The 22,542-nt window shown below is 27.1% G+C and carries 22 protein-coding genes; 11 read left to right on the top strand and 11 right to left on the bottom strand.

Annotated elements, in window-relative coordinates:
• Nucleotides 1–121: 121 nt before the first annotated feature.
• Both R4K56_RS11455 and R4K56_RS11450 read left to right on the top strand, forming a co-directional pair.
• Nucleotides 122–496 (top strand): DUF1232 domain-containing protein, encoded by a 375-nt coding sequence (locus R4K56_RS11455; protein ID WP_335772598.1) that lies wholly within the window; start codon nucleotides 122–124, stop codon nucleotides 494–496.
• Nucleotides 497–970: 474 nt separating this feature from the next.
• A complete protein-coding gene (locus tag R4K56_RS11450) occupies nucleotides 971–2,221 on the top strand; it encodes an NAD(P)-dependent alcohol dehydrogenase (RefSeq protein ID WP_335772599.1) in 1,251 nt (416 codons plus the stop codon).
• An 80-nt stretch (nucleotides 2,222–2,301) separates the two neighbouring features.
• Here R4K56_RS11450 and R4K56_RS11445 read toward each other — a convergent pair whose 3' ends face one another.
• From R4K56_RS11445 to R4K56_RS11435, 3 genes are all read right to left on the bottom strand, one after another.
• Nucleotides 2,302–2,907, bottom strand: coding sequence for a rubrerythrin family protein (locus tag R4K56_RS11445; RefSeq protein ID WP_335772600.1), 606 nt, complete (start codon nucleotides 2,905–2,907; stop codon nucleotides 2,302–2,304).
• 195 nt (nucleotides 2,908–3,102) lie between these two features.
• A complete protein-coding gene (locus tag R4K56_RS11440; protein ID WP_335770029.1) occupies nucleotides 3,103–3,738 on the bottom strand; it encodes a class I SAM-dependent methyltransferase in 636 nt (211 codons plus the stop codon).
• Between the two features lie 42 nt (nucleotides 3,739–3,780).
• Nucleotides 3,781–4,806, bottom strand: coding sequence for an aldose epimerase family protein (locus tag R4K56_RS11435; RefSeq protein WP_335772601.1), 1,026 nt, complete (start codon nucleotides 4,804–4,806; stop codon nucleotides 3,781–3,783).
• A gap of 167 nt (nucleotides 4,807–4,973) precedes the next feature.
• On the opposite strand from R4K56_RS11435, the gene R4K56_RS11430 reads away from it, so the two are divergent.
• The 8 genes from R4K56_RS11430 to R4K56_RS11395 all read left to right on the top strand — a co-directional run bounded on the left by R4K56_RS11430 (nucleotide 4,974) and on the right by R4K56_RS11395 (nucleotide 10,846).
• Complete coding sequence (locus R4K56_RS11430; protein ID WP_335772602.1) at nucleotides 4,974–5,297, top strand: ArsR/SmtB family transcription factor; 324 nt, start codon at nucleotides 4,974–4,976, stop codon at nucleotides 5,295–5,297.
• Between the two features lie 39 nt (nucleotides 5,298–5,336).
• Nucleotides 5,337–6,380: an ACR3 family arsenite efflux transporter gene (gene arsB / locus R4K56_RS11425; RefSeq protein WP_335760259.1), complete on the top strand. Its 1,044-nt coding sequence runs from the start codon at nucleotides 5,337–5,339 to the stop codon at nucleotides 6,378–6,380.
• 75 nt (nucleotides 6,381–6,455) lie between these two features.
• The gene (locus R4K56_RS11420; RefSeq protein ID WP_335770031.1) at nucleotides 6,456–7,466 is read left to right on the top strand and encodes a permease; all 1,011 of its coding nucleotides are present in this window, start codon (nucleotides 6,456–6,458) and stop codon (nucleotides 7,464–7,466) included.
• Nucleotides 7,467–7,510: 44 nt separating this feature from the next.
• Entirely contained in the window at nucleotides 7,511–7,831 is a 321-nt protein-coding gene (locus tag R4K56_RS11415) for a thioredoxin family protein (protein ID WP_418232818.1), read from the top strand.
• 205 nt (nucleotides 7,832–8,036) lie between these two features.
• A complete protein-coding gene (gene sec1 / locus R4K56_RS11410) occupies nucleotides 8,037–8,348 on the top strand; it encodes a thioredoxin-like selenoprotein Sec.1 (RefSeq protein WP_335756447.1) in 312 nt (103 codons plus the stop codon).
• Nucleotides 8,349–8,540: 192 nt separating this feature from the next.
• Nucleotides 8,541–9,140 (top strand): tetratricopeptide repeat protein, encoded by a 600-nt coding sequence (locus R4K56_RS11405; protein ID WP_335756448.1) that lies wholly within the window; start codon nucleotides 8,541–8,543, stop codon nucleotides 9,138–9,140.
• Nucleotides 9,141–9,225: 85 nt separating this feature from the next.
• A complete protein-coding gene (locus R4K56_RS11400; protein ID WP_335756449.1) occupies nucleotides 9,226–9,780 on the top strand; it encodes a DJ-1 family glyoxalase III in 555 nt (184 codons plus the stop codon).
• 79 nt (nucleotides 9,781–9,859) lie between these two features.
• A complete protein-coding gene (locus tag R4K56_RS11395; RefSeq protein ID WP_335772603.1) occupies nucleotides 9,860–10,846 on the top strand; it encodes a sugar phosphate nucleotidyltransferase in 987 nt (328 codons plus the stop codon).
• A gap of 54 nt (nucleotides 10,847–10,900) precedes the next feature.
• On the opposite strand, the gene R4K56_RS11390 is transcribed toward R4K56_RS11395, so the two are convergent.
• From R4K56_RS11390 to R4K56_RS11355, 8 genes are all read right to left on the bottom strand, one after another.
• Nucleotides 10,901–11,332, bottom strand: coding sequence for a hypothetical protein (locus tag R4K56_RS11390; RefSeq protein ID WP_335756451.1), 432 nt, complete (start codon nucleotides 11,330–11,332; stop codon nucleotides 10,901–10,903).
• Nucleotides 11,333–11,334: 2 nt separating this feature from the next.
• Nucleotides 11,335–12,774: a spiro-SPASM protein gene (locus R4K56_RS11385; protein WP_335756452.1), complete on the bottom strand. Its 1,440-nt coding sequence runs from the start codon at nucleotides 12,772–12,774 to the stop codon at nucleotides 11,335–11,337.
• An 18-nt stretch (nucleotides 12,775–12,792) separates the two neighbouring features.
• Entirely contained in the window at nucleotides 12,793–13,476 is a 684-nt protein-coding gene (locus tag R4K56_RS11380) for a hypothetical protein (protein ID WP_335756453.1), read from the bottom strand.
• 11 nt (nucleotides 13,477–13,487) lie between these two features.
• Nucleotides 13,488–14,564 (bottom strand): peptide chain release factor 1, encoded by a 1,077-nt coding sequence (gene prfA, locus R4K56_RS11375; RefSeq protein ID WP_335772604.1) that lies wholly within the window; start codon nucleotides 14,562–14,564, stop codon nucleotides 13,488–13,490.
• A 74-nt stretch (nucleotides 14,565–14,638) separates the two neighbouring features.
• Complete coding sequence (locus tag R4K56_RS11370) at nucleotides 14,639–16,258, bottom strand: hypothetical protein (protein ID WP_335756455.1); 1,620 nt, start codon at nucleotides 16,256–16,258, stop codon at nucleotides 14,639–14,641.
• A gap of 166 nt (nucleotides 16,259–16,424) precedes the next feature.
• Nucleotides 16,425–17,639, bottom strand: a complete 1,215-nt coding sequence (locus R4K56_RS11365; RefSeq protein WP_335756456.1) for an FprA family A-type flavoprotein — start codon at nucleotides 17,637–17,639, stop codon at nucleotides 16,425–16,427.
• Between the two features lie 42 nt (nucleotides 17,640–17,681).
• Complete coding sequence (locus R4K56_RS14825) at nucleotides 17,682–19,604, bottom strand: acyl-CoA dehydrogenase family protein (protein ID WP_335756457.1); 1,923 nt, start codon at nucleotides 19,602–19,604, stop codon at nucleotides 17,682–17,684.
• 61 nt (nucleotides 19,605–19,665) lie between these two features.
• On the bottom strand, nucleotides 19,666–21,012 hold the full coding sequence (locus R4K56_RS11355) for a butyryl-CoA:acetate CoA-transferase (protein WP_335772605.1): 1,347 nt from the start codon (nucleotides 21,010–21,012) through the stop codon (nucleotides 19,666–19,668).
• A 361-nt stretch (nucleotides 21,013–21,373) separates the two neighbouring features.
• On the opposite strand from R4K56_RS11355, the gene R4K56_RS11350 reads away from it, so the two are divergent.
• On the top strand, nucleotides 21,374–22,542 hold a 1,169-nt coding region (locus R4K56_RS11350; protein WP_335786913.1), incomplete at its 3' end, for a peptide ABC transporter substrate-binding protein.

Genomic DNA, 22,542 nt, shown 5'->3' with positions numbered 1-22,542 from the left:
TTTTTTTAAACTAAAAGTGTGCAATATCTATGGCTCTTAAACATATTTTTCATAAACAATATATTGATATATATATTATTTATTATATAATTTATATAAAATTATTTTAATGAGTATAAATATGCCGCTTATATTATCAATACTATACACCATATTTCCTATAGATTTGATACCTGATATATTGGGACCTTTAGGCTTTTCTGATGATATATGCATTTTAATTGTAGGGGCAATAAAAACTTTTAAAAGAGTAAGATCAGGTATAAAAGCAATAGGATTTATTGAATCTGTTTTTGATTTTATAAAAGAAGCATTGAAATTTATATTCAAATTGATATGTATAGCAATTATTATAGTAATTGGAATTTTTATAGTTTCTTTCATTATATCAATAATAAAAGATAATTCTGATATATTTGCATCTGTTATAACTAAAATACAATCAATATATAAAGAAGCATTCAACAAATTAATTACTATATTACCATTCAAATAATATAAAAATATTTTTTATTTATATTATAAAGTTATATTTTAATTTTATTACACACCCCACCCTTTATCCATTATAGCTTTATTTAGAAATTCTAATTTTTATTAACTTTATAACTAAATTAGAAATTAAAGCCCCCACCCAAGTTTTTATTAAATAAAAAAATGCATTCAACGCACGGTTAGATAATTTTTTATATATAATTAAAATCAACATTCAAAACCGATTTATATTTATAATACAATTCTGCGTGCGGTAATGAAATTAAAAATCTAAACAAATCTAGGGCGAGCGTTATAATAACAGTAAAATCTCAAAAGAATAACAAAACAATCATAACAAAGAAAACAATAAAATAAAATGGGCGGGAATTAGAATAAAATTAAATATATGAATAAATTTTAAAAAATTGCTTGACTCTGGAGTTTACTTCAATGATATAATATAATTACAGAAATTTATGAAGGAGATTATAAAATGAAAAAAGCTATATTAATTACAATGCTCGCAATATTATATGTGCTGTCATGTAATAATTCATCAAATGCACAAACAACTGTAAATAATCAAAATAATAATGCGGTTAATAATCAGAATAATTCTTCAAACGCAATGTATAATCAGGAATTAAAAAAAGCACCTATCAATATACAAACCAATGCAAACGGCAGAGTAAAAACAAGAGGATTTGCAGCAGTTTCAGCTAATATGGATTTTAAATACCATGAGTTTACAAGGCATGCAGTAGGAAGTAATGATGTTTTGATAGAAATACTTTATGCTGGAATATGCCATAGCGATATACACATGGTTGAAGGAAAATCAAGCAATACTCCTTTAGTGGTAGGACATGAAATAGCAGGCAGAGTTGTGCAGGTTGGAAATGCTGTAACAAAATTCAAATTAGGAGATTTTGCTGGCGTAGGCTGTATGGTAAACTCATGCGGACAATGCGAAAGCTGTTTGGATAATTTAGAACAATACTGCTTAAATAGAGCCGTTTATACTTATGGTTCAAGAGATAGATTCCATGATAATGAAATCACTCAAGGCGGATACTCTGATAATATAGTAGTATCTGAAGATTTTGCAATACTTATACCAGATAATGCCGAACTAGATAAAGTTGCTCCACTTCTTTGTGCTGGAATTACAACTTATTCGCCTATACAAGTTATGAATGTACAAAAAGGTGATAAAATAGGTATTGCAGGATTCGGAGGACTTGGTTCTATGGCTGTAAAATATGCAGTTAAATTATGTGCAGAAGTAACAGTATTTGATATAACAGAAGATAAAAGACAAGACGCTTTAAATATGGGAGCTGTAAAGTATGTTAATGTTAATAATGCAGAAGATTTAAAAAATGTTAACAATACTCTTAATTATATAATAAGTACAATTCCAGCCTATTATGATGTTAATATGTATATGCGTATGCTTAAAAGAGGCGGTACTATGTGTTTATTAGGTCTTCCACGTACTTCAAAAATGCCTACTCTTATAGCTATGATAGGTCAGCATGGAAGTAAAAAATTATTCGGTTCACTTATAGGAGGCATAAAAGAAACTCAGGAAATGCTTAACTATTCCATAGAAAATAATATTTATCCTACTGTAGAAATAATAAAAGCAGATGCTCAAACTATATCAGATGCTTATAGAAAAGTTATAGATGGAAAAGTAAAATTCAGATATGTAATAGATATGCGTACTATAAATAAATAATTTGTTATAGTTTTATATCAATAAAAATAAAGACTCACAAATAAATTGCGGGTCTTTATTTTTAATTTTTATTTATTTAATTATTTATATTCATTAAATGCATTTTGACTTTTTCCGCATATAGAACATTTACTTGGTGCCTTACCAGCAACAACATAACCGCAATTCTCACATAAATAATATTTTTCTGTTAATTCCTTATTATTTTTTAAATTGTTCATAGCCTTATTAAGTAAAGAATAATGAGATTTTTCCATTTTTGATATTTGGCTCATTACACTAGCCATTTCTTTTTGCTTTTCTCTATTAACAACTTTTAATAAAGCCGGATACATTTTACCATATTCATAAGAACTTATTGAAACTGCATTTTTCAAATTATCTAAATCAGAACTTTTTGAAGGTTCCTGAACTTTTGATTTCAAAATCTTATCAGTTATTTTTAATTGAAAAGCTGTATTATATAACATATTTGCATGTAAAGATTTAGAATCAGAAATCACTTTAAATAAAGCAGCTACTCTAGGATTCTTTGAAAACATAGAATATTGTGCATAGGTGAAAGAAGAATTAATTTCATTACTATAAGCTAAAGATACAGCCTCTAAAGTATTTTGAACTGTTTGAGCATTTAAAAACGAAGCAAATATCGAAAAAAGTGCAATAATTAATGTTTTTTTAAACATACAATTTCCTCCATAATTATCTAGTTATAAATTATAACTACAAAAAATGAAGAAAAGTAAAATTATTATACAATAACATGATAAAAACACATAATATAGTAGTATTAAATTACAAATTTTACAATTTATTGTAATTTAATACTACAAAAACTCATAATTGTAAAATATTTTTTATTTATCAAATAAACTAATAAATCATAATATATCTATAAATACAGAAAAATCATTACTCAAATATTCATCAGATATACGAATACTGCATTTTATATTTAATTGATTTATTATATCATTCACAATTTTTAATACTTCGTCTTTTTGATAATAATAATATTTATCGCCATATTTTTCTTTACAAGTAATATCAAGCAAATTAAAACATACACCTTTTCTTGCAGCAATTAAAAAATCTTTAACAGCATTTTTTAAAAACTCATCATTATTTCCAAGATTAAGATTAAATATACCAGAAGAATATATATAATCAAAATCATCTTCTATATCAGAATTTTTAAAGAAATCCAAAGTCATAAATTGAGGATTAATATTTTTAAAAGTTTTTTGCTTTGCTCTTTCAATCATTTCCGGCATTATATCTATTCCAATATAATACACATCTATATTTCTTTTATCTATATATTCAGCTAAATGACCAAGACCAGAACCCACATCAAGTAAAACAGATTTTCTTATATCAAAATGTTCTAATAAGGTTTTAAACCTCATCTCCTGAGCTTCTTGAGATTCCCAGTCTAAAACCTTATATTCTGGTATATTAAAATCTTTAACTCTTTCTATATAATGTTCTATTATTATTGATTTTTTATTATTCATAAACACCATTTCCGAAAATATTTTTTCTTTTTATCTTTATCATTATTTTAATGATAATTTATATATTGTTTTTTCATTATAATCTTTATCAGCATCAAATATTATACTTGGGAAATGAGGGAAATTTACTGCCCCAGGTAAAAATTCTGTTTCAAAACAAAAAGCATTATGCTTATTCAAAACTGTATTTCTAACCTTTCTATAATTTAACATATTTCCAGAATAAAAATGCATAGCAGGTTTTGTAGTATACAATTCTAAAGTTATACCTGTTTTATCACTATGACAAGAAGCTCTTAATTTATTTAAATTATCTTCCTCACAAATATTTGATAATATATTTTTTTCATTGAAAATAAAGCAATTATCATAGCCATTCGCTTTTTCAATATCAGAACCTATTTTTTTTGTTTTAGTAAAATCAAAAGGAGTATTCTCTGTTTTCAAAATTTCTCCAGTAGAAACACATTCTTCTGTTACAGGCAAATAGAATGAAGAATCTATAAATAAATCATGATCATATATAACACCTTCCCCATCAAGGTTCCAATAAGCATGATTTGTAAGATTTAAAGGTGTAGGAGCATTAACAGCTACAAAATATTCCATTACTATTTCATTATCATCTGTTAAAGTATATGTTATATCTATATCAGCATTTCCTGGATATCCTTCATCTCCGTCATTTGAACTATAAGAAAATAATACAGAATGATCATCTAAAACTTTAGAATCAAATTTTTTAAAAGATATTCCTTCAACACCGCCATGCAAATGATGTTTTCCTCCGTCATTTTTAGCCAAGTTATAAGTTTTTCCATCTAATGTAAACTCTGCATTTATTGTTCTGTTTGCAACTCTTCCAACAGAAGCACCTATATAATCATGAGGCTCTAAATAAAATGAATAATCATCGCTTCCAAATGATACTTGAATTTCATTCCCATTTTTATCCTTAAAAAATACTCCAGCTATTGATGCCCCAATATCTGTAAGCTTTAATACCATATCATTTTTATTTTTTAATTCATATAAAAGATAACCATGTCCAAAATTTTTAACTTGCATTTTTAATAAAATCCCCCGTTTAATTAATTGCGTCAATTATATCATTATACAGCTTTATTTCAATAAATTAATAAAAATCATAAAAAACACATTGACACTTATCGATATATCGTATATACTATATATCGATAAGTTTCGATTTATACAGTAAAAAATTAGGAGATTAAATGCAAGAATATCAAAATGATGCAATTGTTTTTAAAGCATTATGCGATGAAAATAGATTAAAAATACTTGAAATGATTAAAGACGGAGAAATATGTGCCTGCAAACTTTTAGAAGAATTGCAAATAGTACAATCTACATTATCACATCATATGAAAATACTTTGTGATTCCAATATAGTAGTAGGAAGAAAAGAAGGTAAATGGACATACTATAGTTTTAATCCTGACGGAATAAAGAATGCTGAAAAATTATTGAATTACTATACAACTATAGTATCAGATAAAAATGCTGAAAGTACAAAAGAATGCAAATCTAAAAAATAGTATAATTTATATTTTAATAAATATAAATAATGAATATAAATGGAAAGTAAAAAAGAAAATATAAGTTTTTTTCAAAAATATTTAACTTTATGGGTATTTATATGTATGATTATAGGAGTATTAATATCAAAATTTTTACCTATAATTCCAAATACATTAAATAAATTTGAATATGCAAATGTATCTGTACCAATAGCTATATTAATATGGCTTATGATATATCCAATGATGATGAGTGTAGATTTCCAAAGCATTAAGAATGTTACAAAAAATCCTCAAGGACTGTTTCTTACTTGGATTGTAAATTGGCTTATAAAACCTTTTACTATGTTTTTTATAGCATCTTTATTTTTTTATACAATACTCAATAATTTTATACCAAAGGATTTGGCAAAAGAATATTTAGTTGGTGCTGTACTTTTAGGAGCAGCTCCATGTACTGCTATGGTATTTGTTTGGAGTGCTTTAACAAATGGAAATCCGTCATATACTGTAGTACAGGTTGCAACTAATGATTTAATAATACTTATAGCATTCGTTCCAATAGTAAAATTTTTATTAGGAATATCAAATGTTGCAGTGCCTTGGGATACTCTATTTTTATCTGTAGTATTATTTGTACTTATACCATTAACAGCAGGAATCATTACAAGAGTTTATGTATGCAGTAAAAAAGGAATAGAATATTTTAATAACATTTTTATACATAAATTTGATAATATTACAATAATAGGATTACTATTAACATTGATATTATTATTCAGTTTTCAGGGAAATGTTATACTTTCAAATCCTATTCATATAATTTTGATAGCCATACCTTTAATATTACAAACTTTTTTAATATTTTTTATAGCATATATTGCAAGCTATTTATTAAAACTTCCTCATAATGTAGCGGCACCAGCAGGTATGATAGGAGCTTCAAATTTCTTTGAACTTGCTGTGGCTGTAGCTGTATCATTATTTGGAGTTAATTCCGGGGCTGCACTTGCAACTATTGTAGGTGTATTGGTAGAAGTACCCGTAATGCTTACTCTTGTAAAAATAGCAAATGCAACAAAAAATAAATTTAAAAATTAATAAATGAGGCAATAATTCAAAACATAAATTTAAAATTTGGAAATTAATTTTATAAATAAAATTTGGAGTTATAAAATGGAGATTATAAAATCAATATTTATCTTTATACAAGATCAAATTATATCAATGAAATGGCTTAATACATTAATAGGAAATATATTAAGTAATTTTGCATTATCAGACACTATAAAAGGAGTAATACAATTTTTTATTTATGATGTTATAAAAATATTCGTACTTCTATCAGTACTTATATTCTGTATATCATATATTCAAAGCTACTTTCCTCCGGAGAGAACTAAAAAAATATTAAGCAGATTTAATGGAATATCAGCAAATATATTAGCAGCACTTTTTGGAACTGTTACTCCATTTTGTTCTTGTTCTTCAATACCTCTTTTTATAGGTTTTACATCGGCAGGAATACCAATATCAATGACTTTTTCTTTTTTAATATCTTCCCCTCTTGTTGATTTAGCTTCTTTAATACTTTTATCAAGTGTATTTGGAATGAAAATAGCTATAGCCTATGTTGTTGTAGGTTTGGTGCTTGCTGTTGTAGGCGGTACTGTAATAGGAAAATTAAAAATGGAAAAATATTTGGAGGACTTTGTTAAAAATATTCAATCTAATGCTGATATAGAAATAGCTAAAATGACAAAAAAGGAAAGATTGATATATTCAAAAAATCAAGTGCTTCAAACTATTAAAAAAGTTTATCTCTATATATTTATAGGCGTAGGAATAGGAGCTTTTATACATAATGTTATACCGGCCGAATGGATAGACACTATACTAGGTAAAAATAATTGGTACTCTGTGCCTTTAGCTTCTTTAGTTGGTATTCCAATGTATGCAGATATATTCGGAACACTTCCTATAGCTGAAAGTTTATTTTATAAAGGAGCAGGAATCGGTACTATTTTAGCATTTATGATGTCAGTTACTGCATTATCTCTTCCATCTATGATTATGCTGAAAAAAGTTGTAAAATTACCGCTTCTTATTTTCTTTGTATGTATAGTAACTTTAGGAATAATAATTATTGGTTATTTATTTAATAATTTTTATTTTCTATTTGTATGATATAATATTAATATATAATATATAAAAATTTTAAGGAGAAAATTATGTTTTTCAAAAAGAAACAATCAAGCTGCGGCTGAGCACCTAAAGCAGCACCTTCGGTTGAAGGAAATTCAAACAATGCTAGAATAAAAATATTAGGAACAGGCTGTGCTAACTGCAAAAAATTAGAAGAAAATACTTTGGAAGCTGTAAAAGAAATAGGACTTGATTTAACAGTAGGACATGTTCAGGATATGGCCCAAATAGCTTCTTATGGAGTTATGTCTACACCTGGTTTCGTATTAGATGAGAAAGTATTATCTTACGGAAAAGTTCTCACCAAAGAAGAAATCATTAATCTATTAAAAGAAAATATAAAATAATAATTCAATTCATAATAATTTTTTATAGGGTTTTCATTTCTATTAAATACAGTTCTCTTAATATATTATAAGAGAACTGTATTTTTATATATTACAAAATACTAAAAATTAATAAAATCTCATATTAATTTCAATATAAATTTGCTTTTTTTTCGATATACCTATATTATGTATATACATGCAAGTAAATTAAGGAAGTATTAATATGAGTAAAGATATTATAGAATTTGGCTGAGGCTGTTTACCTGATCCTTATGGTGATGAGGAAAGAGAAACAGAACAAATAATTCTTTTAGGAGGAGATGATGATAATTCTCTAAATATGCTTGATAATTTAAGAAAAGCAATATTGGAATTAGATTCAGATTCATCTATAAAATACACTGACAATAAAGCTCTTATGTCATATTATGGTGTAATGACTTTACCTGCATTCATAGTAAATGATAAATTGATGTCTTACGGAAAAGTCCTTGATACAGAAACAATAGTAAATATTTTGAAAGAAAATTTATAAAAATTAGTTTGAAATCATGATGATTTCATAGTTATAATTAGATATAAGTAATTTTATAATATATTTCTTCTATATAATTGAACAAATTTAAATTTTATTCATAACAATGTACATATATACAAAACAAAAAATAATTTTGATAAAAAATATTTTTAATATATAATATCCTAATATATAAAATTAGGATATTATATGATTAGTGAAGAAAATAAATATTTTTACAGTGCTTTAAACAATATACAAAACTTAAAATATGAAGAAGCTATCAATGATTTACTTAAAGTCATAGAAATAGACAATGATAATTTAGATGCATATCATAATTTGGCAAGAGTATATTATGAAATGCAAAATTTTGACAAAGCAATAGAAACTTATAATAAATCAATTGAAATATATCCGCATGACAGCGATGCATATTACTATAGAGCAGAAGTTCATATTCAGCAGAAAAATTATGATAAGGCTATTGAAGATTTAGAAAAATCTATTTCAAAGAATGAAGCCTATTCTGATGCTTACTATTTAATGTCTGTAGCATATAGAAAAAATAAAAAATACAAAAAAGCAATAAAATATTTAAAGAAAACATTAGAATTCAATTCAGAAGACTATATAGCTTATTATGATTTATACAAATTATATACCTTCCTTTATAATCACAGCAAAGAAGAAAATGAAGAAATAAAAAATAAATATTTACTAAAAGCCAATAAATGTTTGAAAAAATCAGTTGATTTAGGCTATGAAAAAGCTATAGAAGAATTAAATAATAATACAAATAATCAATAATAAATATATAACATATAAACATTAACTTGCAATATGTGTAAATATGAAATATTATATACATATTAAATAAAAGGAGAACAAATATATGTCAAAAAAAGTTTTAGTACCATTAGCTGAAGGTGTTGAAGAAATTGAGGCTATAACAATTATCGATGTTTTAAGAAGAGCAAATATAGAAGTTGTTACTGCTTCTTTAACTGACAATTTGGAAGTAAAAGGTGCACATAATATCACAATAAAAGCAGATGCTACTTTAGAAAAAATTATGAGCTATGATTTTGATGCAATAGCACTACCAGGCGGATACGGCGGAATGAACAATTTGAAATCAGATATAAGAATAATAGATAAAATAAGAACTATGTTTGAGGATAAAAAATTAGTATCAGCAATTTGTGCTTCTCCTATAGTATTGGGTGAAGCTGGTGTTATAACAGGAAAATATACTTGTTATCCTAGCTGCGAAAGTTCTGTTAAAGGCGGAGAATATGTAGAAAAAGATATAGTTGTTTGCAATGACAATGTTATCACTTCTAAAGGCCCTGCTACTACAGTATTTTTTGCTTTAGAATTAGTAAAATATTTAAATGGTTCTAATGAAGAATTATCTAATTCATTATTAATACCTTTTATAAAATAAATTATAAATAATATTGATTTTACAAATCTTTTATATATATTATATAATATATATAAAAGATTTTTTTAAGGATAAAAAATTGAAAGTTATTATACCAGCTGCCGGAGAAGGCACAAGATTAAGACCTCACACAATTACAAAACCTAAACCAATACTTCCTATAGCAGGTTCTACAATAATAGATTTCATAATGACAGAAATTTCTTCTATACAAGATTTGGAAGAAGTTATATTTATAGTTGGTTATTTAAAAGACCAAATGATTGAATATTTACAAAATAAATATAAAGATATAAAATTAACATTTGTAGAACAAAAAGAATATAAAGGTCTAGCCCATGCTATTTATCTTACAAGAGAATATATAAAAGATGATGATAAAATATTTATTATTCTTGGGGATACTATATTCAAATTAAATTTATCACATATAGTAAGTAAAAATGAAAACTCACTTGGTGTATGCGAAGTAGATAATCCAAGCAGATTTGGAGTTGCTCTTTTAAATGAAAATGGTGTTATAACAAAATTAGTAGAAAAACCTCAAGAACCTATAAGTAATTTGGCTCTTACTGGTATGTACAATATTGTTAATTCAAAAGAATTATTTGATTCTATAAAGTACATCATTGATAATAATATCAAAACAAAAAATGAATATCAGCTTACAGATGCTTTGGAAAATATGATAGAAAAAGGAGTAGTATTCAAAACATTCAAATTAGATGGTTGGTACGACTGCGGTGAAAAATCTACTATGATAGAAACTAACAGAACTATAATAAAACATGAAATATTAAGTAAAGGTATAAAAGATACTGCTATAATACCTCCTGTATTTATAGATAAAGATGTAAAAATAGAAAGTTCTGTAATCGGGCCTTATGTACATATTGGAAGAAATTCAAAAATAGAAAATTCCATATTAAAAAACTGTATAATATTTGAAGAAGTAAACATAATAAATGCTTTTATGGATAATTCTATAATATCAGAAAAAGCCAGCTATAAGGGAAAAACGCATTCTATGGATATAGGAGCTTCTATAACTATAGAACAAAATTAAAAAATTATTATAAAAAGTGAGATTATATATATTTATATAATTTCACTTTTTTATTTATAATGTAGCATTCATAAATGCCATAACTATAAACTGTAAAAGACTTACTGCCAAAAATATAGCAGTATCCATTATTAAAAGCGAATATGGATAATTTGTAAGTATAATAGAAAATCTCACCTTATCAGCTATCACTAAAGAAGCATAAAACAAAAAACCTATTATTAATTTCACATGATTACCTAAAGGTATAAAATAAGAAAATACCATAAAATATAATGCTACTAATAAACTTTGAATAAAAGAAAATAATTCAAAATAATAAATCATTTGAAGTCTATTATTCCAATTACGCACACCCGGAAGAATTTCTCTTGTATAATTAAATTTCTTTATAAACTGAAATTCTAATATAAATCTTGTAGCTAAAAATTTAACAATATAACAAGCTACAACAAATTCCAAATATTTTACTACTACATTTTCCATAATTAAAAATTATATAAATACCATTCATCACAATTCTTACAAAAATCTATATTCTTAGATACATTATCATTATAATATTTATCTAATGCAGACCATATATTTTCTAAACTAGAATTATATATAGAATCTATTTTCTTTTCTTTATTTATATCAAATCTGCAAATATAAATATCTCCATAAGAATCTATAAATAAATCCCTAGCTAAATGCCAGCAGCCTACATTTATAAGAGGAGCCATATCACCTACTCTATTATCATCTACAATTCCTCTATAAGTATAATATTTCTGCATTATAATTTCTATTTTGTATTTATCAAAATATTTATAGTATGAAGCTAAATAATCAAAATTATCCTTCTGTTTTACTATCTGTAAATAAGTATTTTTAGGCTCTCTCAACAAATAATAATCTATATTAGAAATTATAGTTTTTATATCAGCACCTTCATATATTTTATTATAAACATTTTCATCTACCGTATCTAAATGAATAATTACATGTAAATTATTTCTTTCAGCTTGTAAGCTAATTAGTCTTTTAGCCTTTTCACTGTCAAGAAGCGATGCATTTGTTTCTAAATATATATTAACACTTTTGTTTGATGTAGCATAATCTAATATTTCAAAAATATCTTTATTAAATAATGGTTCATAATGACTTCCTATAGACATATGAAAATCATTACAAAAATCATACAATTTATCATAAATAGTTTTAAACTCTTCTAAAGTAATATTTTTTTCTTCTTTAGAAAGTTCTGCTTTAAATGCCTCACTTTTTAATAAATATTTATTTACTGCATTTTGTCTATTAGTGATATCTATTTCTATATATGAAGGCAATGTTCTTCTTATGCTAGGGTCTTTTTCTATCAAATTAACAATTTCATCATAACTTTTATTATTTATAAGTTTTTTAATAAGAATATTATTTCTCTTACTGTCTGCAAAAAATGAAAGTCTGTAATATCTCATATCATGATTAGATATAAGTATTTCTATTTCAAAGAAGTTAGGATCAACAAAAACAATATTATTTATAGCATTTTCAGAAGGTTTTATATTTTTTGTTTTTATAATATTAAATAATTTTTCAAAAGCAGTTCTTCTTATTATTATAGGTACAATTCCAAGAGGATAATTTTCACCATAACTAAAATAGGCAATATTTTCTTCATGAATTTTTGTAAGTTTCACAGTTTCATCTATATTGAATAGAGGCATATTAGATGGTATATAAATAATATTATCATAATTTTCACTTTCATTAAAAATATTATTCAAATAATTATCTATATTTTCAAGATCATTATTTTCTATATATTTAACATCGCAATTCAAAGCATCTTTTAAAAGATTAATTTTTTCATTAAAAATACCATCAAACTCTTTAGAAAATTCATTGCTAAAAGACTTATCAACCAATACTAAAAAACTCATTATACTACCTCTTTTTAATTAAATAAAATCCATAATACTATCAGGAGTTCTTATTATAAGATTACAAACTCCGCATACATATAAATTATTTTCTATATTATCATCGTTAATATTATATACTGCTTCTAAGTTATTTATATCATTATCTAATATTTTTAAAAAACTGCTTGCTCCGCAATAAGGACATCTATATACTAAACCTTCATCTATATTTTCAACATTAATTCTTTCGTATTTATTTTTTCCATACATTTTTATTCTGTTATTTATATATCTATGAGGGAAAATTTCTATATATTCATTTAAAGTAATTTTTTTGAAAGGATTAGATTTTATAGTTTTTATTTTATTCTCTCCAATAAGAGAGTGAAACTGCTCCATAGAAACATTATGCAAATTAAGCAAATCAAGAAATTTATCATTTGTAAGTTCATAATTATCTGTTGTTATATGCTCCGGATAATCGCTTACAACGAGTCTTAATTCATCTCTATTTTCTTTAAATACTCCAAATTCGCCGAAAAGATATTTATTATCTTCATGATATGCAAATAATCCCATAAGATAATCAGCATCGCCCTCATAAGAATAATTGCAATATAAAACATTATCAAAACTTTTTATATATTCTATAGCAGGATCAGCTTTATATATATTATGAATAATTTTTTCTTCGCCAAAAATATTATTTATATCTTTCATAAATAATCCTATTAGTCAGAATAAGAAGCTAACATATCTTCCTGTTCTTTTTTAAATAGAGCATCAGTTATTTCAGTTATCTCTCCGTCCATAAATCTATCAAGTTTATAAAGCGTAACATTTATTCTATGATCTGTAACTCTGTTCTGAGGGAAATTATAAGTTCTTATTCTTTCACTTCTATCACCTGAACCTATTTGATCCCTTCTTTCTTTAGCCTCTTTAGCCTTTCTTTCAGCTTCCTCTTTTTCGTATATCCTAGCACGCAATACTTTTAAAGCCTTAGCTTTATTTTTATGCTGACTCTTTTCATCTTGACATTGAACCACCAAACCTGTAGGTAAATGTGTAATCCTTACAGCACTATCAGTGGTATTAACAGACTGACCTCCTGGGCCGCTTGAACGGAATATATCAACTCTTATATCTTCATCTTTGATAATAACTTCACTTTCCATAGCTTCCGGCATAACGGCAACAGTAGAAGCAGATGTATGAATTCTTCCGCCTGATTCAGTAGCAGGTATTCTTTGAACCCTATGTGTTCCGCTTTCAAATTTTAATGTTCTATATGCATTTTTTCCAGACACAGAAAATATTACTTCTTTATATCCGCCAAGTTCTGTAGGACTTATATCTATTATTTCCATTTTTAAATTGGCTCTTTCTATAAATCTTGAGTACATTCTAAATAAATCCCCTACAAATAAAGCGGATTCATCTCCACCAGTACCTACCCTAATTTCTACTATGATATTTTTTCCGTCATTCTTATCTTTTGGAAGTAATAAAAGCCTAAGATCATTTATTATATCTTCTTTTTTCTGATTAAGCTCATCTATTTCCATCAATGCCATTTCTTTAAGTTCTTTATCCGTATCGGCATTATTAATCATTTCATTTGATTCATCTATCTGTTTCAATACAACTTTTAACTTTCTGTACCCTTCAACAATATCTTCTATTTCAGATTTCTTTTTCATCAAATCTTGAATTACTCTATTATCTTTTATATTAGCATCATTAAGCTTATTTACTATATCTTCATAAGTATTTTCTACAAGTGACAGTTTATCAATTATTGACATAAAATAAATTTCTCTCCAAAAATAATATGCAATTATATACAAATAATAATATTTATCAACTATTATAAAAATGACTATTTAGTTACACTATTAAAATTAGCTTTAAAATCTATATTAATATGAGTATAATTAGAAGTAATAGTAGAACCTACTATTATGCTATTAGGATAACTCCAAGTTCTAAGAGGTATATCAAAATCTCTCAATATATTCTGTGATTTTGAAAGCTGTATAGTAAATATATAATCAGCATCCATATCTTTAGAAATTTGACTTTTTATATAAGATGCTAAATTTTCCTGATCATAACTATTATCTATTACAGTCTCGATAGCCTTCTCATCTTCACTAGCAAAATATATAGTACCTATAAAAGTATAGTAAAGTGAATGTCCATTGTTCAAATCATAAGAATATATAAAATTATTATTATAACTTCTTTCGCCTTTATTGAGATCAGGATATTTTTCTAATAAAGCTATTTCCAATTTCGGAAGTAAAGAATTATCATTTTCTATATTAAATATAACAACAGGATAAATAATCTCAGATCTTTTTGCTTCTATATAAGCTATAGCCATTTCTCCGTATAAATCATTTATAATGCTTCCAAAAGAATAAATATCATTCATTTTTGTGAATAAATTATATATTTCAGAAGATAATTCATTATCATGTTTATATCTTAAATCATTATATACTATAGGATAAAGTCCAGCCAAATAAGATTTAACTCCTAAATACATAATAGTTCTTTCTTTAGATAAATAATTCTGTATATCTATATTACCGTCTAATCCATAAAGTGAATATCTGTCAGAACCGCCGTATTCATAATCCACATAAATATCAGCAAGTCCATTATCATCATTCAATTTAATATTACCATACATTGAATAAACATTATTAAAATATTTTAAAGGTGTGAATAAAAGTGAACCTTCGCAATTATTATAATCATACAACTGTTTGTTTATATAAAAGGACACATCAGAATCATAGCTGTTTTTTACATTATTAAGTAATGCTATATCCTCCAAATTATCCGGTTTAGAATTAAAGAAATCTATTAATTTTTTAATATTATTATAATGCTTTGTAGCTATCAAAACACCTTTATGAAAGCTAAAAAATAAATATGGACTTCCATTATCTAATGCATATATTTTTTTTCCGCCATAATTTACTTTTCTTATATTATAAGATTTATTATCTATAGTTAAACTTTCAGAATTGAAAAATGATTTTAATAGAAAAGTATTTAATTTTCCAATATCAAAAAGATAAAAAAGCTCTGAATTTTCTAAACTTCCATTATATCCCCATAAAAGCAAAGCTGCATTTCTTTTTAATATAGGCTTTGAAGCAAATTTCACAAAAAAATTATCATTTGTCTGAAGTTTATGAGAGAAAGCTTCAACACTTCTAAGCAATATAGAAAAATCATACATAGATTCATCATGAGATATTCTATATGCATATATGGAATCAGATAATTTTAAGACGCTTTTTTCAAGACTTTTAACGCTAACATAAGCAATACTATCTTTTGGTATTTTTACATCAGACATATCTTTTTTATGCAAGCCATAAGGAAAATAACCAAATATAGCAAATATTACTATTATTACAGTTAATATAATAGATAATATCAAAAATAATTTAATCTGTCTTTGCCTTTTAATACTTACCATACAAAATTATTTCCTTAAATTTAATTATCTATTATTACATAATATTAACTTTTTCTTATTTATATTATTAGTATTTTCGTAAAAATTTAAAAATCATTTATACAAAAAAAGCCGATCCAAGCATAAAAACCTGAACCGGCCTTACTTATATGAATAATATATTTAATTATTTCATAGATTCAACTATAGCATCAACTAAAGCATCCATTTCACCGATGTTAGCTTCTTTCATAGAAGAAGAAACAGAAATTTGAGCATCTAAAATTTCACATTGTTTCAAGTTATTTTCTATGAATTCCTGCATTAAAGCACCAGATTTAGGAGCCCAAGAACCATTTTCGATAAGAGCAAATTTACGTTTTTGAACATTAAGAGCTCTCATATCATCTAAATAGTTATGCATAGGTGGATAAATATTTAGGTTATAAGTAACAGAAGCTAATACAATGTGGCTTAGTTTGAAAGTATGAGCTATCAAATAAGAAACATCTGTGCTAGAAACATCGCACATAGTGATATTAGTTATTCCTTTTTCAGCTAATTTACAAGCTAAAACGCCAACCATATCTTCAGTGTTGCCGTACATAGAAGCATATACAATTAATACACCTTTTTCTTCAGGTTCATAAGTGCTCCATTTATTGTATTTGTCAAGTATATAGCCTAAATTGTTTCTCCAAATAGGTCCATGTAAAGGACAGAACATTTTAATTTTATCAATAATTCCGCCAGCTTTTTTAAGTAAGTTTTGTACATGAGGGCCATATTTACCAACGATATTAGTATAATATCTTCTAGCCTCATCTAACCAATCTCTGTCGAAGTTAACTTCATCATTGAATAATCTACCATCTAAAGCTATGAAAGAACCGAAAGCGTCAGCAGAGAATAATACACCATTATAAGTATCAAAGCTAACCATAGCTTCAGGCCAGTGTACCATTTGAGCACCAACGAAAGCAATTTCATGTTTTCCGAATTTTCTTGTATCGCCTTCTTTAACAACATCTTTTTTATCTTCAGGAATAGCGAAACCAAATTGATCCATAAACATAAATGCTTTTTCAGTAGATATAACTTTAGTTTCTGGGTGACGTATTAAAACTTCTTCTATAGAAGCAGCATGATCTGGTTCCATATGGTTAATAATCATATAGTCAAGTTTTCTGCCATTTAAAACATATTCTAAGTTATCTAAGAATTGTCTGCAAACAGCCCAGTCTACTGTATCAAAAAGAACAGTTTCTTTTTCTTCTACAAGAACATAAGAGTTATAAGAAACACCTCTAGTTAAAGGGTGTACATTTTCAAATAAAGCTAAGCGATGTTCATTCGCTCCAACCCAATATAAATCTTCAGTAACTTTTCTAACACAATGCATTATTTTCCTCCTTAATTATTGCATAGATTTCATTTTTAGTGATTAAGCTTCTATGAAGTTAGCTTTTTCTTCACTACATTCTGGACATACCCATTCTTCTGGTAGAGATTTAAACTCAGTACCTGGAGCGATTTCAGATTCAGGATCACCTAATGCAGGATTATATTCATAACCACAACCAGTACATACATAGCATTTCTGTATTTGTACAGTTTTCTTAGGAGCTATTCTCTTCATTTTTTTGAATGGAACTTCTGCAGGTTTTTTAGCACCTGTATCTAAAGCTTTAGCTAATAAAGGTAAAATTTCTTTAACATCACCAACGATACCATAGTCAGCATTTTTGAAGATTTTAGCATTACCTCTAGTATTGATAGCAACTATAATAGCAGCATTTTTAATACCTTTTAAGTGTTGGTTAGCACCAGAAATACCGCAAGCTATATATAAGTTACCATTGAATTTTTGACCAGACATACCAACATATCTATTTATAGGAAGATATCTTAATTCTTCAGCAACAGGGCGTGAACATCCTATAGCAGCACCAGCAGCCTTAGCTAAATCTTCAACAAGTTTCATGTTTTCTTTAGCACCAATACCTTTACCAGCACTTACTACTCTTTCAGCCTCAACTATAGGAGTATTTATATCGATACCAACTGAGAAATCGATACCGTCTTTCTTAAGGGCAGCTACCAAAGCATTAACTTTGTCTTCTGCTGAACCATCTTTAAAGATGATATTTCTTCTTTCACCAGTGATAGGGCCTTTTTTAGCCATAGGACCAGCAACAGCACCAGCAGGAGCTTTTGGCATTTTACCAAGTATAGCAGCAGAAATAACAACTCTTTGAATTTCGTTAGTACCTTCGTAAATAGTACAAATCTTAGCATCACGGTAAGCTCTTTCAACCATATAAGCACCTTTGATATAACCGTTACCGCCATGGATTTGAAGTGCATCATTAACTACTTCTAAACCTATATCAGAAGCATATTGTTTAGCCATAGCAGCTTCCATACCATAAGGTTCATGAGCTTGTTTTAATTCAGCAGCACTGTAAACTAAAAGTCTAGCAGCACGTAATTTAGTAGCCATATCAGAAAGTTTGAAAGCTACTGCTTGTTGCTGAGCAATAGGACGGCCAAACTGTATTCTTTCTTTAGCATATTCTAAAGCAGCTTCATAAGCACCTTGAGCTATACCTAAAGCTTGAGCAGCAATACCTATACGTCCGCCGTCAAGAGTTTGCATAGCAATTTTGAATCCTTGACCTTCTTTACCAAGTAAGTTTTCTTTAGGAACTTTAACATCATTGAAAATTAATTGAGCTGTAGTAGATGAACGAATACCTAATTTATTATAGTGTTCGCCAAATTCAAAACCTTCCCAGCCTTTTTCTACGATGAAAGCACTAATACCTCTAGTACCAATACCAGGAGTAGTAACAGCAAATACTACATAAGTGTCTGCTTTAGGAGCATTAGTAATAAATATTTTTTCACCATTTAATATATAATGATCACCGTTTAATACAGCAGTAGTTTCTGTACCGCCTGCATCAGAACCAGCTTCTGGTTCAGTTAAACCGAAAGCACCTATTTTTTCACCTTTAGCAAGAGGAACCAAATATTTTTTCTTTTGTTCTTCAGTACCAAAAGCATCAATTGGATAAGATCCTAAAGAAGTATGTGCTGATAAAATTACACCTACACCGCCATCTACTCTTGAAAGTTCTTCTACTGCTATTGCATAACTTAATACATCAAGTCCTGCACCGCCATATTTCTTATCATAAGGCAAACCCATGATATTTAATTTTTTCTCGCCCATTTCAGCTACAGCTGCATCAGGGAATTTGTTATCTAAGTCAAGCTCTACTGCTATAGGTTTTACAACCTCTTCTGCCCAAGCTCTGACTTTAGCACGGAACGCTTCGTGTTGTTCAGTTGTTTTAAACATTTGCTTCTCCTTTAACATTATTATTTTTGTATACGAAATTGGTAATAAGTCTCAAATTTAATTATTTATTGCTTTTTCTCCAAATTTTAGCTTTTTCAGCCTCTTTTACTAATCCGTCTCTTAAATCTGGATGAGCTATTGATATTAAAGCCTCTGCTCTTTGCCAAGTAGATAAACCTTTCAAATTAACTTTACCATACTCTGTTACAACATAATGAGTATTAGCTCTTGTATCTGTTACAACAGTACCATTAGCAAAGCTAGGAACTATTCTTGATTTTAATTGTCCGTCTTTACCCATTACTGTAGAAGATAAACAGATAAAGCTCTTACCGCCTTTAGATAAATAAGCTCCTAATACGAAGTCTAATTGTCCGCCAGCTCCACTTATATGTTTGAAGCCAGTTGATTCTGCACTTACTTGTCCGAATAAATCTATTTCTACTGCATTGTTTATTGACATGAAATTATCTATAGAAGATATTACTCTTATATCATTAGTGTAATCTACAGGAGCTGATAAACATTCAGGATTATTATGTAAATAATCATATAATTTCTTAGTACCAGCACCAAATGCATAAGTTTGTCTGCCTCTGTCTATATTCTTTTTAGAACCTGTTATTTTTCCAGCTAAAGATATATCTACAAATGCATCAACATACATTTCTGTATGAACACCTAAATCTTTTAAATCAGATTCTGCTATTAAAGAACCTACTGCATTAGGCATACCACCTATACCTAATTGCAAACAAGCACCATTAGGAATTTCTTCTACTATGAGTTTAGCTACTGTTTTATCTACTTCTGTAGCTCCGCCTGATGGCATTTCTTTTATAGGAGGATTTTGTCCTTCTACTATCATATCAACTTGATTAATATGAACTGCTTCTCCGCCTAAAGAACTTAAACCTAAACATCTAGGCATATTTTTATTAACTTCTACTATAACACATTTACATCTTTCTATCATAGCCTGCATATGTGAAGCATTAGGGCCAAAGTTAAAATATCCGTTTTCGTCCATTTCTGATACTTGGAACATTGCTACATCTATTCCGCGAGGCAAATCTCTATAATATCTAGGCATTTCTGAATAACGAATAGGATCATAGAAACAAAAACCCTTATCTACAGCCTTTCTTTCTAAGCCAGACATATGCCATGAGTTCCAAGTCATATGATTAGCAGCATCTGGGATTTTAAATATTTCTGGTTCCCAGAATAATATACCGCCTCTGAAATTGATGTCTGTTAATTCTGGGAGTCTTTTAGCTAATGCTTTATCCAACTCTATAGGTGTAGCTACTACCCAACCATAATCAACCCAATCTCCAGATTTTACAACTTTAACAGCTTCTTCTGCTGTAGTCAATTTTTCTTGATAAATCTTTTTATAATCCATGAAAAAACCTCCCGGTTTTATATTTTTGAATAAAATTTTCTTTTTTTAATAAACTCTAGTATAGTAAATTTAAATTCGATTGTCAATGAATTTTTACTTACAATAATTTTTTTTGTGTTTTTATAGACATAAATTTTATTTTTTTAAATTCATCGAATATGTATGTTTCAAATATTTTACTTAATCTTATTGTAAAAAAATATTATATTAAACATGTATATAAAAATTTAAAAAGTAAAATAACACCATAATAAAACATGAATAAAAACTTTTGTATTGACTTTATATCAATATAAAATATAATAATTACAACAAACAGACTTCTTACCTAAAAACTTTAATTTTTGGGAGATTTATAAATATGAAGAAAATACTATTATACATCTCAATATTAATTATAATTATATCATGTTCATCAAAAAAAGAAGAAATAGCACCATCTGAAAATATAGTAGTTAATATGGGAAGCGACCCTACAACCATTGACCCAACCCTAAACGATATAGGGGTGGTAAGTACATATATATTACATGCTTTTGAAGGATTAACTAAAACAGATAAAAATAATGATATTATACCAGGTATAGCTGAAAAATGGGACGTATCCGAAGACGGAGTAACTTATACATTTAATTTAAGAACTAATGCAAAATGGTCTGACGGAAAGCCGGTAACTGCTTATGATTTTCAATATAGCTGGAGGAGAGCTGTAAATCCGCAAACAGATGCTTCTTTTGCTTATATGATGGAAATTATTAAGAATGCAACAAATATAAGACTTGGTACTATGGATATAACAAATCTAGGTGTAAATGTTATAGATGATTATACATTAAAAGTAGAACTTGAAAATCCATCGCTATTCTTTTTAGATTTTGTGGCTTCAACAGGTATATTTGTTCCTTTAAGAGAAGATATCATTAAAGAATATGGAGATGAATGGACTTTAAGCCCTAAAACATATATTTGTAACGGTCAATATGTATTAAAAGAGAGAGTGCCCGGAGAAAAAATCGTATATGAAGAAAATACCAATTACTATGATAAAGAAGAAATAGTAGCTAAAAGAATAACTTTTGTATCTGATAACAATGTAGCAAATATAATAGATCAAATATTCCAAAATAAAGTTTATTTCTCAGCATTGGAACCTCCTGCTAATGAATTAGAATATCTTACTGGAAAAGGTTATATAAAACCCAATGATGCTATAGGTACTATTTATCTTGAATTAAATATAACAAATGAAGGATTAAACGATAAAAGAGTAAGACAAGCATTATCACTAGCTATAGATAGAAGATATATAGTAAACAATATAGTAAGAGGTGCTCAAACTTCTGCCGGAGCTTTTGTACCGCCTGCTGTAAAAGGTATAAAACATTCTTTTAGAGATGAATCAAGCAACTTTATAGAATTAAATAATTATCAAGAAAATATAGAAAAAGCTAAAGCATTAATGGCTGAAGCAGGATACAGTAATGGACAAAATTATCCTGTATTAACATTGAAAGTATCCCCTGGTATATA

Source organism: Brachyspira pulli, from assembly GCF_036997785.1.
In the GTDB taxonomy this organism is placed as follows: Bacteria; Spirochaetota; Brachyspiria; order Brachyspirales; family Brachyspiraceae; genus Brachyspira; species Brachyspira pulli.
Note: the sequence above shows the minus strand (reverse complement) of the source record. Positions and strands in the feature narration are given on the sequence as shown.

What these genes read in the sequence shown, in the direction of transcription:
- R4K56_RS11455 (WP_335772598.1), top strand. Translation starts at nt 122, where the DNA reads ATGCCGCTTATATTATCAATACTATACACCATATTTCCTATAGATTTG.
- R4K56_RS11450 (WP_335772599.1), top strand. Translation starts at nt 971, where the DNA reads ATGAAAAAAGCTATATTAATTACAATGCTCGCAATATTATATGTGCTG.
- R4K56_RS11445 (WP_335772600.1), bottom strand. Translation starts at nt 2,907, where the DNA reads ATGTTTAAAAAAACATTAATTATTGCACTTTTTTCGATATTTGCTTCG.
- R4K56_RS11440 (WP_335770029.1), bottom strand. Translation starts at nt 3,738, where the DNA reads ATGAATAATAAAAAATCAATAATAATAGAACATTATATAGAAAGAGTT.
- R4K56_RS11435 (WP_335772601.1), bottom strand. Translation starts at nt 4,806, where the DNA reads ATGCAAGTTAAAAATTTTGGACATGGTTATCTTTTATATGAATTAAAA.
- R4K56_RS11430 (WP_335772602.1), top strand. Translation starts at nt 4,974, where the DNA reads ATGCAAGAATATCAAAATGATGCAATTGTTTTTAAAGCATTATGCGAT.
- arsB (WP_335760259.1), top strand. Translation starts at nt 5,337, where the DNA reads ATGGAAAGTAAAAAAGAAAATATAAGTTTTTTTCAAAAATATTTAACT.
- R4K56_RS11420 (WP_335770031.1), top strand. Translation starts at nt 6,456, where the DNA reads ATGGAGATTATAAAATCAATATTTATCTTTATACAAGATCAAATTATA.
- R4K56_RS11405 (WP_335756448.1), top strand. Translation starts at nt 8,541, where the DNA reads ATGATTAGTGAAGAAAATAAATATTTTTACAGTGCTTTAAACAATATA.
- R4K56_RS11400 (WP_335756449.1), top strand. Translation starts at nt 9,226, where the DNA reads ATGTCAAAAAAAGTTTTAGTACCATTAGCTGAAGGTGTTGAAGAAATT.
- R4K56_RS11390 (WP_335756451.1), bottom strand. Translation starts at nt 11,332, where the DNA reads ATGGAAAATGTAGTAGTAAAATATTTGGAATTTGTTGTAGCTTGTTAT.
- R4K56_RS11385 (WP_335756452.1), bottom strand. Translation starts at nt 12,774, where the DNA reads ATGAGTTTTTTAGTATTGGTTGATAAGTCTTTTAGCAATGAATTTTCT.
- R4K56_RS11380 (WP_335756453.1), bottom strand. Translation starts at nt 13,476, where the DNA reads ATGAAAGATATAAATAATATTTTTGGCGAAGAAAAAATTATTCATAAT.
- prfA (WP_335772604.1), bottom strand. Translation starts at nt 14,564, where the DNA reads ATGTCAATAATTGATAAACTGTCACTTGTAGAAAATACTTATGAAGAT.
- R4K56_RS11370 (WP_335756455.1), bottom strand. Translation starts at nt 16,258, where the DNA reads ATGGTAAGTATTAAAAGGCAAAGACAGATTAAATTATTTTTGATATTA.
- R4K56_RS11365 (WP_335756456.1), bottom strand. Translation starts at nt 17,639, where the DNA reads ATGCATTGTGTTAGAAAAGTTACTGAAGATTTATATTGGGTTGGAGCG.
- R4K56_RS14825 (WP_335756457.1), bottom strand. Translation starts at nt 19,604, where the DNA reads ATGTTTAAAACAACTGAACAACACGAAGCGTTCCGTGCTAAAGTCAGA.
- R4K56_RS11355 (WP_335772605.1), bottom strand. Translation starts at nt 21,012, where the DNA reads ATGGATTATAAAAAGATTTATCAAGAAAAATTGACTACAGCAGAAGAA.